The 12,362-nt window shown below is 56.4% G+C and carries 10 protein-coding genes; 4 read left to right on the plus strand and 6 right to left on the minus strand.

Annotation, left to right across the window (positions count from 1 at the left end; translation table 11 throughout):
- The first annotated feature begins 136 nt into the window (after window positions 1-136).
- Window positions 137-688, plus strand: a complete 552-nt coding sequence (locus F3J39_RS02375) for a YcbK family protein (RefSeq protein WP_039383591.1) — start codon at window positions 137-139, stop codon at window positions 686-688.
- A 36-nt stretch (window positions 689-724) separates the two neighbouring features.
- Complete coding sequence (locus F3J39_RS02380; RefSeq protein WP_039383592.1) at window positions 725-1,354, plus strand: MBL fold metallo-hydrolase; 630 nt, start codon at window positions 725-727, stop codon at window positions 1,352-1,354.
- Between the two features lie 55 nt (window positions 1,355-1,409).
- On the opposite strand, the gene F3J39_RS02385 is transcribed toward F3J39_RS02380, so the two are convergent.
- The 4 genes from F3J39_RS02385 to pncB all read right to left on the minus strand — a co-directional run bounded on the left by F3J39_RS02385 (window position 1,410) and on the right by pncB (window position 7,029).
- Entirely contained in the window at window positions 1,410-2,600 is a 1,191-nt protein-coding gene (locus F3J39_RS02385) for an amino acid aminotransferase (RefSeq protein WP_094111475.1), read from the minus strand.
- A 200-nt stretch (window positions 2,601-2,800) separates the two neighbouring features.
- Window positions 2,801-3,910: a porin OmpC gene (gene ompC, locus F3J39_RS02390; RefSeq protein WP_071668705.1), complete on the minus strand. Its 1,110-nt coding sequence runs from the start codon at window positions 3,908-3,910 to the stop codon at window positions 2,801-2,803.
- A 300-nt stretch (window positions 3,911-4,210) separates the two neighbouring features.
- A complete protein-coding gene (gene asnS / locus F3J39_RS02395; protein ID WP_104084732.1) occupies window positions 4,211-5,611 on the minus strand; it encodes an asparagine--tRNA ligase in 1,401 nt (466 codons plus the stop codon).
- A 212-nt stretch (window positions 5,612-5,823) separates the two neighbouring features.
- Complete coding sequence (pncB, locus tag F3J39_RS02400) at window positions 5,824-7,029, minus strand: nicotinate phosphoribosyltransferase (RefSeq protein ID WP_039385774.1); 1,206 nt, start codon at window positions 7,027-7,029, stop codon at window positions 5,824-5,826.
- 270 nt (window positions 7,030-7,299) lie between these two features.
- Between pncB and pepN the strand changes: the two genes are divergently transcribed.
- Both pepN and zinT read left to right on the plus strand, forming a co-directional pair.
- Window positions 7,300-9,915 carry an aminopeptidase N gene (pepN, locus tag F3J39_RS02405; RefSeq protein ID WP_039383602.1) on the plus strand — a complete coding sequence of 872 codons (2,616 nt, stop codon included), beginning with the start codon at window positions 7,300-7,302 and terminating at the stop codon, window positions 9,913-9,915.
- Between the two features lie 179 nt (window positions 9,916-10,094).
- A complete protein-coding gene (zinT, locus tag F3J39_RS02410) occupies window positions 10,095-10,736 on the plus strand; it encodes a metal-binding protein ZinT (protein ID WP_166713799.1) in 642 nt (213 codons plus the stop codon).
- A gap of 43 nt (window positions 10,737-10,779) precedes the next feature.
- On the opposite strand, the gene ssuB is transcribed toward zinT, so the two are convergent.
- Together ssuB and ssuC are read right to left on the minus strand one after the other, a co-directional pair.
- The gene (gene ssuB / locus F3J39_RS02415; protein WP_039383607.1) at window positions 10,780-11,571 is read right to left on the minus strand and encodes an aliphatic sulfonates ABC transporter ATP-binding protein; all 792 of its coding nucleotides are present in this window, start codon (window positions 11,569-11,571) and stop codon (window positions 10,780-10,782) included.
- Entirely contained in the window at window positions 11,568-12,359 is a 792-nt protein-coding gene (gene ssuC / locus F3J39_RS02420; protein WP_094111471.1) for an aliphatic sulfonate ABC transporter permease SsuC, read from the minus strand. Before ssuC ends, ssuB begins: the two co-directional genes overlap by 4 nt.
- Between the last annotated feature and the right edge of the window lie 3 nt (window positions 12,360-12,362).

The following is a 12,362-nucleotide window of genomic DNA, read 5'->3' on the forward strand; positions in this document are numbered from 1 at the left end:
CCAGAAATTTGCTTCTGGTCGGGTTTTGCACATTCTGAGACAGATTCCGGGTTGACTGATATCTATGCTGCCGTTACTGTGCGGCCTTGTGTACTTTTTACACATTCAATGTGTTTTATTCAGGTAACCTCGTTTCATGGCTAATATCGATTCTCAGCGCCGCCGCTTACTGCTGCTTGGCGGCGCAGCAGCAGGCCTCTCCCTGCTCCCCGGCTCAGCGCTGGCCTCTGTGTCGACCTCACGTCCGCGTATTCTGACGCTCAGCAACATGCATACCGGTGAAACCCTCAAAACCGAGTTTTTCAACGGTAAAAGCTACGATCGCGACGAACTGGCGCGTCTTAATCACTTTTTCCGCGACTACCGCGCAAATAAAGTGAAAAGCATCGATCCCCATCTGTTTGATCAGCTCTACCGCCTGCAGGCGCTGCTGGATACCCGTAAACCGGTACAGCTCATCTCAGGCTATCGTACGCTGTCGACCAACAACATGCTGCGCGAATCGGGCCCTGGCGTGGCGAAGCATAGCTATCACACCAAAGGCCAGGCGATGGATTTCCATATTGAGGGCATTGCCCTGAGTAACGTGCGTAAAGCGGCGTTATCTATGCGCGCGGGTGGTGTAGGATATTATCCACGCAGCAACTTCGTACACATAGATACCGGGCCTGCAAGGCACTGGTCCTGACGCCGGCAGCGCTGCGTGTGCCGGTCATGGAGCGTTATGAATTATCACATTATTCCGGTTACCGCCTTTTCGCAAAACTGTTCAGCTATCTGGGATGAAGAGACGGGCATTGCAGCCCTGGTCGATCCTGGCGGCGATGCGGAAACCATCAAAGCGGCGCTGGCGGAGCGCGGCCTGAAGCCGTCGCAGATTTTGCTGACGCACGGCCACCTCGACCATGCCGGCGCGGCGGCTGAGCTGGCGGCCCATTTCCAGATACCGGTGACCGGCCCGCATCAGCTGGACAAAGTCTGGCTCGATAATCTGCCCACGCAGAGCCGGATGTTTGGGCTGCCGGAGTGTGCACCGCTGACGCCGGATCGCTGGCTGGAAGAGGGTGATGTGGTAGAGCTGGGCAACGTGGCGCTGGAGGTGCTGCACTGTCCGGGTCATACCCCGGGGCACATTGTCTTTTTCGATCGCGCCGGAAAGCTGCTTATCTCAGGAGACGTGATCTTTAGCGGCGGCGTCGGGCGCACCGACTTCCCGCAGGGCAGCCACAGCGATCTGATCAACGCCATCAAAACCAAACTGCTGCCGCTGGGCGACGACATTGCGTTTGTACCCGGGCACGGGCCGGTATCCACGCTGGGACGTGAGCGTCTGACTAATCCTTTCCTGCAGTAGCCATAAAAAAAGCGGCGGGTGATAGCCTCACCCGCCGCCTGTTCACGCATTTCGCTTAGAGTACTGCGACTATCGCTTCACACAGCGCCGACATATTATCCGGCGTCATGCCTGCCACGTTAACGCGACCTGAGTTTACCGCGTACACGCCGAATTCATCACGCAGACGCACGACCTGATCTTTGGTCAGGCCGCTGAATGAGAACATGCCGTTCTGTTTGATGATGAAGCTGAAATCCTGGCGCGCGCCTTTTTCTGCCAGCGTGTTCACAAACAGCTGACGCATACGCTGAATACGCTGACGCATATCGGTCAGCTCCTGTACCCAGATAGTCCGCAGCGCCTCATTGCTGAGGATAGTGGCGACAACGGCAGCGCCGTGCGACGGCGGATTGGAGTAGTTGGCACGGATGCTGTATTTCACCTGGCTGAACGCGGTTTTAGCCGCGTCGCTGCTGGCCGCTACCAGCGTCAGGGCGCCGACGCGCTCGTTATAGAGACCAAAGTTCTTAGAGTAGGAGCTGGCAACCAGCAGCTCCTGGTGGGCTGCGGCAAAAATGCGCAGGCCTTCAGCATCTTCGTCCAGACCGCGTGCAAAACCCTGATAGGCGAAGTCAAACAGCGGCAGCCAGCCCTTTTCCTGTGACAGCGTTGCGAGCTGTTGCCACTGCTCGCGCGTCGGGTCGATGCCGGTCGGGTTATGGCAGCAGCCGTGGAACAGCACCACGTCGCCCGCCTGCGCCTGCTGCAGCGCTGCCAGCATGCCGTCGAAATCAAGCGTGTGGTTTGCGGCGTCGTAGTACTGATATTCACACACCTCGAGGCCGGCAGCGTTAAACACGTTTTTATGGTTTGGCCAGCTTGGATTGCTTACCCAGACGCGTTTAACGCTGGTCTGCGTGGCGAGAAAATCCGCCGCCACGCGCAGGGCACCGGTGCCGCCTGGCGTCTGCGCCGTGCAGGCGCGGCCTGCGGCGATAAGCGGGCTGTCGTTGCCAAACAGCAGCGCCTGAGTGCAGCGGGCAAAATCGGGCAGGCCGTCAATGCTCAGATAGTTTTTGGTCGTCTCATTTTCCAGCAGATACTGCTCAGCTTTTTTCACGCTGGTCAGCACCGGCGTTTTTCCGGTTTCATCTTTGTATACGCCAATGCCCAGATTAATTTTATGCGGACGGTCATCAGCGCGAAACAGATCGGCCAGCCCCAGAATAGGGTCGGCAGGTGCGGCAGAGATAGATTCAAACATGAGTCAGTTCCGTTTGGGTGAACTTTAGCGAAATGAGCTATCAGGTTAACGTCAGACGCGAGGCTTGCCAACCGGCCATCTCAAAAAGAATTGTGCCGGTGGCGGATATAAGCACTGCTAATTGCGAGGTAGATCACTGAAAAGAAAAACGGAGCCATCAGGCTCCGTTTTACGTGGTTAAACCGTGCTGATTCGCAGAATCAGAACTGGTAAACCAGGCCTACGCCAACGGTGTCATCAGTAGTGATGCCAGCTGCGCGGGTAAAGTCGTTGTCATCCATCAGGTTGATCTGGTAGTCAACATAGGTAGACATGTTTTTGTTGAAGTAGTAATAAGTACCCACTGAAACGTACTTATACAGGTCCTGATCGCCCCAGGTCTCGATATCCTTGCCTTTAGACTGGACGTAAGCCAGGGATGGACGCAGACCGAAGTCGAACTGGTACTGAGCAACGGCTTCAAACTTCTGCTCTTTGTTTACTGCACCAGCAAGGGCCGGGGTCGCGCCGTTAGCAGCAGTGCTGATCCAGGTTGAGTTACGGCTCTCACCGTACATCGCAGCCAGGTACACGTTGTTCGCGTCATATTTCAGCGCGGTTGACCAGGCGTCAGCTTTCTCGCTGCCGTTACCGTAGAAGTTAGCCTGCTGGCCGTTGGTACGGTCAGAAGAGGTGTACGCAGCAGAGATGCCTACGCCGATCTCAGAGGTATAGGTTAAAGAAGTACCCCAGCCGTCGCCGTTTGCGCGATCTGCGCTACGGCCATTGGCGGACTCTTCGTTTTTGCCCTGATACTGAGCAGCGAACGCCAGGCCATCAACCAGACCAAAGAAGTTGCTGTTGCGGTAGGTCGCCAGACCGTTAGAACGACCCAGCATAAAGTTGTCAGAACGGCCAGAGTCGCCGCCGAATACTGGCAGAACGTCGGTCCACGCCAGTGGATCGTAGCCTACGCCGTAGTTACGACCGTAGTCGAATGAGCCGTAGTCGCCAAATTTCAGACCGGCAAAGCCCAGACGGGTTTTGGAACCTTCAGTACCCTGAGATTCAGCAACGTTTGCCTGGATGTTGTATTCCCACTGGCCGTAGCCGGTCAGCTGGTCGGTAATCTGCGTTTCACCCTTGAAACCAAAGCGCACATAAGAGGCGTCGCCATCGTTGCCAGCGTCGTCAGAGAATGTGTGGCGTGCGTCAACTTTTCCGTAGAGGTCCAGTTTGTTGCCATCTTTGTTATAGATTTCTGCTGCATTTGCTGCACCGGCAGCTAACAGAGCAGGGATAACCACTGCAAGAATGTTGCGCTTCATCATTATTTATTACCCTCATTGGAGTTATCTGGACACCTGCCACTGCCGTCAGGAAAACTTTACAGGAACCCTGAAAGAAGTTTGGTGTCTCATATGTCTGCACGCATCTTTTCACTCCGCAGTTGCTATTTCTAGCCCGAAAATGATTCAAATCTCCTAATTGAGTATCAAAAAGAAAAATTGTGTGACAATTTGTAATAATTACGGAACTTTGTGAGATATCTCAAGATTTACAAAAATAAAAAAAGGCCGGCAGTGCCGACCTCGGTATATATATGAATTTCTTATATTTAATTGCAGAAATCAGAAATTCGCGTTGCGCGGAGTACGCGGGAAGGGGATAACGTCCCTTACATTTTGTACGCCGGTGACATAGGCGATCAAACGTTCAAACCCTAAACCAAAGCCGGCGTGCGGTACGGTGCCGTAACGACGCAGGTCGCGATACCACCAGTAATCCTCTTTATTCAGCCCCATCTCTGCCAGACGGGCATCCAGCACATCCAGCCGCTCTTCACGCTGCGATCCACCAATGATTTCACCAATGCCCGGTGCCAGCACGTCCATTGCAGCTACGGTTTTACCGTCATCATTCATACGCATGTAGAACGCTTTAATATCTTTCGGGTAGTTCTTCACCACCACCGGCGCCTTGAAGTGTTTTTCGGCCAGATAGCGCTCATGTTCAGAAGAGAGATCCACACCCCATGCAACCGGGTTTTCAAAGCTCTGGCCGCTTTTCAGCAATATGTCAACTGCGTCGGTATAGTCTACCTGTGCAAAATCGGTGGTAACAAAACGCTCAAGGCGCGCAACGGCATCTTTATCCACGCGCTCGGCGAAGAACGCCATGTCATCGGCACGTTCATTCAGTACAGCTTTGAAGACATATTTCAGCATCGCTTCAGCCAGCGCTGCGGCGTCATCCAGCGTGGCAAACGCCACTTCCGGCTCCAGCATCCAGAATTCCGCCAGGTGACGGCTGGTGTTGGAGTTTTCCGCACGGAACGTCGGGCCAAAGGTGTAGACTTTTGACAACGCACAGGCATACGTTTCAGCATTCAGCTGGCCTGATACGGTCAGGAACGCCTCTTTACCGAAGAAATCTTTGTCATAATCCACTTTACCCTGCGGATCGCGCGGCAGGTTTTCCATATCCAGCGTCGATACGCGGAACATTTCGCCTGCGCCTTCCGTATCTGATGCGGTGATCAGCGGCGTGGAAACCCAGAAATAGCCGTTCTCATGGAAAAAGCGATGCAGCGCCTGCGCCAGGGTATGACGCACGCGCGCGACGGCGCCAACCAGGTTAGTACGCGGGCGCAGGTGAGCCACTTCGCGCAGATACTCGATGCTGTGACGTTTGGCAGCCATCGGGTAAGTGTCAGGATCGTCAACCCAGCCGGTCACTTCAACACGGGTGGCCTGCAGCTCAAATGCCTGGCCCTGGCCCGGTGATTCCACCACGGTGCCGGTGACAATGACCGAGCAGCCGGTGGTCAGACGCAGCACTTCATCCTGATAATTATTCAGAGAATTATTGACGACAGCCTGAACGGGATTAAAGCAGGAGCCGTCATAAACGGCGATAAAGGAAAGACCGGCTTTGGAATCTCTTCGGGTACGCACCCAGCCGCGTACGGTGACTTCACTGTCAACCGCGACCCGGCCGTGCAGTACATCCGCTACAGGCACTACGCTCATAAAAATCTCTCTATATATAGATGAAATAACGGGTGTCCCGTCGCATCTCGCTATCGTCACAGGTGACGTACGGTGCTGACAGAAACAGCCAATTCTCCCACGTTCAGGGGTGTTGCTATGTTACTTGCGAGCCATCAGGAAACAAGCAAAATTGCGGGAAGTGAGTGATTTTAATGGCGGCGGGCAGGGGAGTGAACCCTGCCCGGGGCAGGTCAGCTGGCGCGTTTAACCAGCGGCAGGTCAAATGCTTTGCGCAGCGCACGCACAAAGGCTTTATCCTGACAAATCGTTTTACCCGGACTGTCAGAGAGTTTAGCGACCGGTTTGCCATTGCAGCTGACCAGTTTAATCACGATGTTAAGCGGCGTTACGCCCGGAATGTCGCAGGTCAGGCGCGTGCCAATACCAAACACCACGTTGGCACGCTGACCAAAGTGACGATAGAGCGCCAGCGCTTTATCCAGGTTGAGATTGTCAGAGAACACCAGCGTTTTGCTGCGCGGATCGATACCGAGCCGCTCATAGTGCGCAACGGCTTTCTCGCCCCACTCAACCGGATCGCCGGAGTCGTGGCGCAGTCCCTGATAGCGATGGGCAAAGCCGGGACCAAAATCGCGCAAAAAGGCGTCCATGGTGATGCAGTCCGTGAGCGCAATGCCCAGCTGGTTATCATACTCATCCAGCCACGACTGCAGCGCCGCGCGCTGGCTGTTGGCCAGCACCGGGCTGATCTGCTGATGCGCCTGAAACCACTCATGGGCCTGGGTGCCAACCGGCGTCAGCTGCAGACGACGCGCCAGATCGTAATTACTGGTGCCCACCAGCCATGGAAACTCCGCTTTCAGCGTACTGACAATCGCTTCCTGCACCTCCTGTGAATAGCGGCGGCGCGTGCCGAAATCCATCAGCTGAAAGCGCGACATATCGAGATCGGCAACCTGCGTCTGAAAGGCTGAAAGTTTTTGCTGCAGATGCGCGACCGCCTGCTCTGCGGCGATCTGCGGCGTGCGGTGGCGATGTACCACTTCACTGATCAGCGCCAGCAGCGGCACTTCCCACAGAATGACCTCACGCCACGGGCCGCGGATCTGGATGCGCAGCTGGCCCCGCTCGTCCCGTACCTCAACCTGCGCCGGATTGAAGCGAAAGGCGCGTAGCCAGGTCAGATAGTCGTGCTGGAAAAAAGGCAGGTTACTGAGCCAGGCAAACTCATCGTCGCTCAGGGTCAGATCTTGCAGAGTATCAATTTGCGCGCGAATCTCGCTGGCATACCGGCCAAGCTGTTCATCGCTGCGACAGCGAAATTCTGCGGTAACCGGGACATCGTAGTAACGATGATATACGGCCTGCTGCATATGAAGCTTGTACGCATCGGTATCAAGCAGCGTGGTCAAAATCGGGGAAGCGTGTCCAGTCATGGTGCGTTTCAGCATCCTCTTCCGCGGAGCAGAGCCCGGTGTTTAACAAAATCCTAAAGACGCAGGAGTATAAAACAGTAATCTCTGCGATCACACCACATTTGCAGGTGGCGGGTCGAGGGGCAATTGTGCCATTGTTACTGAATTGTAGCCTTTTCTGCGCCAGCGCGCATTGCGCATGGCAACTCGCCGTCAGGCCGCTTAGACTTTGAGATATTTGCGCCACCGCAACAGGATGGCCTCAACATAACAACGATGCGAGAAGGATATATGACGCAACAGCCGCACATTAAATATCGCCACGACTATCGGGCGCCTGATTACACCATTACGGATATCGACCTGACGTTTGATCTGGATGCAACAGAAACACGCGTAACGGCCATCAGCCAGGTCAAACGTCTCGGCGCAGCAGACGCCGATCTGCATCTTGATGGTGAAGCGTTAACGCTGGTTGAGCTGACGGTAGATGGCGCCCCCTGGCCGCACTATCGCGAAGAGGCGGGGGCGCTGATCCTCAGTCAGCTGCCTGACAACTTCACGCTGCGCATTGTAAACCTGATCCATCCGGCTAAAAACAGCGCGCTGGAAGGGCTGTATCAGTCGGGCGAGGCGCTCTGCACCCAGTGTGAGGCGGAGGGTTTCCGGCACATCACCTGGTACCTGGATCGTCCTGACGTTCTGGCGCGCTTTACCACCACGCTCCGGGCCGACCCGGTGCGCTACCCGTATCTGCTCTCCAACGGTAACAAGCTAAAGAGCGGCGAGCTGGACGACGGGCGTCACTGGGTGACGTGGCAGGATCCGTTCCCGAAACCCTGCTATCTGTTTGCGCTGGTGGCAGGTGATTTTGATGTGCTGCGCGACAGTTTTACCACCCGTTCAGGGCGCGACGTCGCGCTGGAGATCTTTGTTGACCGCGGTAATCTCGATCGTGCCGACTGGGCAATGACCTCGCTGAAAGCCAGCATGAAGTGGGATGAAGAGCGTTTTGGTCTCGAATATGACCTCGATATCTTTATGATTGTCGCCGTGGATTTCTTCAATATGGGCGCGATGGAGAACAAAGGCCTCAACGTCTTTAACTCCAAATATGTGCTGGCAAAAGCGGAAACCGCGACGGATAAAGATTATCTCGGCATCGAGGCGGTGATCGGCCATGAATATTTCCATAACTGGACCGGTAACCGCGTCACCTGTCGCGACTGGTTCCAGCTCAGCCTGAAAGAGGGTCTGACGGTATTCCGCGATCAGGAGTTCAGCTCCGATCTCGGCTCCCGCGCGGTGAATCGTATTGATAACGTGCGGGTGATGCGCGGTGCGCAGTTTGCCGAAGATGCCAGCCCGATGGCGCACCCGATCCGGCCGGATCAGGTTATAGAGATGAATAACTTCTATACCCTGACGGTGTACGAGAAGGGATCGGAAGTGATCCGCATGATGCACACGCTGCTGGGTGAAGAGAAGTTTCAGCAGGGCATGCAGTGCTACTTTGAACGTCACGACGGCAGTGCGGCAACCTGCGACGATTTTGTCCAGGCGATGGAAGATGCCTCTGGCGTCGATTTAACCCAGTTCCGTCGCTGGTACAGCCAGTCAGGCACGCCGGTCGTGAGCGTGCGCGATGACTATAATCCGGAGCTGGAGCAGTATACCCTGCACGTGACCCAGCATACGCCGCCAACCGCAGATGGTCAGGAGAAGCTGCCGCTGCACATTCCGCTGGATATCGAACTCTACGATAACGAAGGCAAAGTGATCCCGCTGCAGCATAACGGCCAGCCGGTACATCACGTGCTGAACGTGACGCAGGCGTTCCAGACGTTTGTCTTTGATAACGTCTATTTTCAGCCGGTGCCGTCACTGCTGCGTGAATTCTCTGCACCGGTAAAACTCGATTATAAGTGGAGCGACGCACAGCTCACCTTCCTGATGCGTCACGCGAGCAATGAGTTTTCCCGCTGGGATGCGGCGCAGAGTCTGCTCGCAACCTATATTCGTCTCAACGTCGCGCGCTACCAGCAGGGCCAGCCGCTGTCGCTGCCTCTGCACGTTGCTGACGCTTTCCGGGCGGTGCTGCTGGATGAGCAGGGCGATCCGGCGCTGATGGCGCTGATCCTGACCCTGCCATCAGAAAATGAGATAGCAGAGCTGTTCGACATCATCGATCCACAGGCGATTGCCGCCGTACGCCATGCGCTGATGCGCACGCTGGCAAACGAGCTGAACGACGAGTGCTATGCGCTCTATCTGGCCAGCCAGAGCAGCGAATATCGCGTTGATCATGCGGAAATTGGCCGGCGCGCGCTGAAGAATGTCTGCCTGAGCTATCTGGCTCTGGGGGATACGACGCAGGCCGATCGTCTGGTTCAGGCGCAGTATGCGCACGCCACGAATATGACTGATGCGCTGGCGGCGCTCTCGGCAGCGGTGATGGCACAGCTGCCGTGCCGCGACGCGCTGCTGGCCGCCTGGGATGAGCGCTGGCATCAGGACGGTCTGGTCATGGATAAATGGTTTATGCTGCAGGCGACCAGCCCGGCGCCAGAAGTGTTACGCAACGTGCGTGCGCTGCTGAACCATCGCTCCTTCACCATGGGTAACCCTAACCGCATCCGGGCGCTGATTGGCGCATTCGCGGCGGGTAACCCGGCGGCGTTTCACGCGCAGGATGGCAGCGGTTATCAGTTCCTGGTTGAGATGCTGACCGATCTCAATACGCGTAACCCGCAGGTGGCCGCGCGCATGATTGAACCCCTGATCCGCCTGAAGCGCTATGATGCAGGACGTCAGGCGTTAATGCGTCAGGCACTGCAGCAGCTAAAGGGGCTGGATAATCTTTCCGGCGATCTCTATGAGAAAATCACCAAAGCGCTGAACGCGTAATCCTCCGCAGCCGCAGCCGCAACCGTCACCGGTTGCGGCTGCCCTTTTGCGGCCACTACAGTATGGCGTGCCAAACCTTCTCATAAATCACCACTTTGGCCGCTAATCCGGCAGGGTGCGTTACGCTAATTTATATGTTATGTTATAACATCAACAAAACAAGGCGTGAGTATATCAAGATGAAAGTAGCGTACTGGACACTATTTCTGGGGCTGGCCTGCAGTTCAACGGTATTTGCACACGGCGGTCATTCGCACGGTGCTCCACTGAGTGAAAAAGAGGTGCGCGCGGCCAGCGGCATCTTTGCCGATGGCGATGTGAAAGATCGGCCGCTTTCCGACTGGGAAGGGGTATGGCAGTCCGTTTATCCCTATGCCAGAGATGGCTCACTGGATCCGGTATTTCAAAAAAAAGCGGCAGCCGATAAAACGCGCTCGTTCAGCGACATTAAACAGTACTATCTCACCGGCTATGCCAGCGATATTACTGACATCGGCATTGAAAACGACGTGATGGAATTTACCGAAAAAGGCGCGGTCAGCAGCTGTAAATATGCCTATAAAGGTTACAAGGTGCTCAACTACGTTTCCGGTAAAAGAGGGGTGCGTTATCTGTTTGAATGCACTGATAAAGCCAGTAAAGCGCCGCACTTTGTACAGTTCAGCGATCACATTATCAGCCCGCGTAAGTCATCCCACTTCCACATTTTTACGGGTAATGTCTCGCAGGCTGCGCTGTTTGATGAACTGGAAAACTGGCCCACGTTCTTCCCTTACCAGCTGAGTAAAGCGCAGGTGGTGGATGACCTGCTGCATCACTGATGCACAGCCCGCTGGCGGACAGACCCGCCAGCGGGCAGGGCAGTTAACGCTGCCGGGCAAAGCGCAGCGGCTGCTCAGCGGCGCTGCGCGTCATCACCCGATCCAGTACGCTCGCCTCCAGCTCCGCCAGCCGCGCCGAGCCTTTGCGGCGCGGACGCGGTAAATCGACCGACAGGTCGAGCCCGATTTTACCCTCTTCAATCAGTAACACCCGATCGGCCAGCGCCACCGCCTCGCTGACATCATGCGTCACCAGCAGTACCGTAAAATTGTGCTGCTGCCAGAGTGATTCGATCAGCCCCTGCATCTCAATGCGGGTTAAGGCATCCAGCGCGCCCAGCGGTTCATCGAGCAGCAGTAAGCCAGGACGGTGGATCAGCGCCCGCGCCAGCGCCACGCGCTGCTTCTGTCCACCTGAGAGGGCAGCAGGCCACTCATTTGCGCGATCGGCAAGCCCTACGGCCTCCAGTGCCTCCAGCGCGGCGCTGCGCCATTCGCGGCCGCGTAAGCCGAGTCCGACGTTATCAATCACTTTTTTCCACGGCAGCAGACGCGCATCCTGGAACATCAGTCGCGTATCGTCGCGCGCCGCGGCCAGCGGCGCGTTACCTGCCAGCAGCTCACCCTGACTGGCGACTTCCAGTCCGGCCAGCAGCCGCAGCAGGGTGCTTTTACCGCAGCCGCTGCGCCCGACCACGGCAACAAACTGCCCGGCCGGAATATGCAGGCTGACCTGGTCAAGAATAGTACGATTGCCATAGTGCTTAGAGAGGTTACTGATGGCGACCGGCGTGCCGCTGATCAGGCGCGCCGGGTTCTGTACGGCATTGCTCATGCGTTGCTCTCCTTCAGTTGCCAGGCCGGGTGCCAGCGCAGCCAGATACGCTCCAGCAGCTGCGCCGCCACGTCTGCCAGTTTGCCCAGCAGGGCATAAAGAATAATGGCCACCACGACCACGTCAGTTTGCAAAAATTCGCGCGCGTTCATCGCCAGATAGCCGATACCGGAGTTGGCCGAGATGGTTTCAGCCACAATCAGCGTCAGCCACATCAGACCCAGCGCAAAGCGCACCCCGACCATGATGCCGGGCAGGGCGCCAGGCAGGATAACCTGCGCAAACAGCGACCAGCCGGAGAGGCCATAGCTGCGCGCCATCTCTATCAGCCCGCGATCGATATTGCGGATCCCGTGATAGGTATTGAGGTAGATCGGAAACAGCGTACCGAGTGCGACCAGGAAAATTTTGGCCGATTCATCAATGCCAAACCAGAGGATCACCAGCGGGATCAGCGCCAGATGCGGCACGTTGCGCAGCATCTGTAGCGAGGTATCCAGCAGACGCTCACCGGTGCGCGATGTACCGGTGATGAGTCCGAGCGCCAGCCCGATCGTGCCGCCGATAGCAAAACCGATTAGTGCGCGCCAGCTGCTGATGGCCAGGTGCTGCCACAGTTCACCGCTGGCGGTCAGCTGCCAGAAGGCGGTCACAATTTTCTCCGGCGCCGGTAAAATACGCGTGGAGAGCCAGCCCTGCGACGAAGCGAGCTGCCATATCGCCACTATTCCCACCGGCAGCAGCCAGGGCAGCAGCGCATTGCGCAGCGTTTTTATCTGCTCAGACATGGT

Origin of the sequence: Pantoea sp. Acro-807 (assembly GCF_011752675.1) — a bacterium.
In the GTDB taxonomy this organism is placed as follows: Bacteria; Pseudomonadota; Gammaproteobacteria; order Enterobacterales; family Enterobacteriaceae; genus Pantoea; species Pantoea eucrina.

Excerpts from the sequence above, each read along its gene's own strand:
- F3J39_RS02375 (WP_039383591.1), top strand. The coding sequence starts at position 137 with ATGGCTAATATCGATTCTCAGCGCCGCCGCTTACTGCTGCTTGGCGGC.
- F3J39_RS02380 (WP_039383592.1), top strand. The coding sequence starts at position 725 with ATGAATTATCACATTATTCCGGTTACCGCCTTTTCGCAAAACTGTTCA.
- F3J39_RS02385 (WP_094111475.1), bottom strand. The coding sequence starts at position 2,600 with ATGTTTGAATCTATCTCTGCCGCACCTGCCGACCCTATTCTGGGGCTG.
- ompC (WP_071668705.1), bottom strand. The coding sequence starts at position 3,910 with ATGATGAAGCGCAACATTCTTGCAGTGGTTATCCCTGCTCTGTTAGCT.
- asnS (WP_104084732.1), bottom strand. The coding sequence starts at position 5,611 with ATGAGCGTAGTGCCTGTAGCGGATGTACTGCACGGCCGGGTCGCGGTT.
- pncB (WP_039385774.1), bottom strand. The coding sequence starts at position 7,029 with ATGACTGGACACGCTTCCCCGATTTTGACCACGCTGCTTGATACCGAT.
- pepN (WP_039383602.1), top strand. The coding sequence starts at position 7,300 with ATGACGCAACAGCCGCACATTAAATATCGCCACGACTATCGGGCGCCT.
- zinT (WP_166713799.1), top strand. The coding sequence starts at position 10,095 with ATGAAAGTAGCGTACTGGACACTATTTCTGGGGCTGGCCTGCAGTTCA.
- ssuB (WP_039383607.1), bottom strand. The coding sequence starts at position 11,571 with ATGAGCAATGCCGTACAGAACCCGGCGCGCCTGATCAGCGGCACGCCG.
- ssuC (WP_094111471.1), bottom strand. The coding sequence starts at position 12,359 with ATGTCTGAGCAGATAAAAACGCTGCGCAATGCGCTGCTGCCCTGGCTG.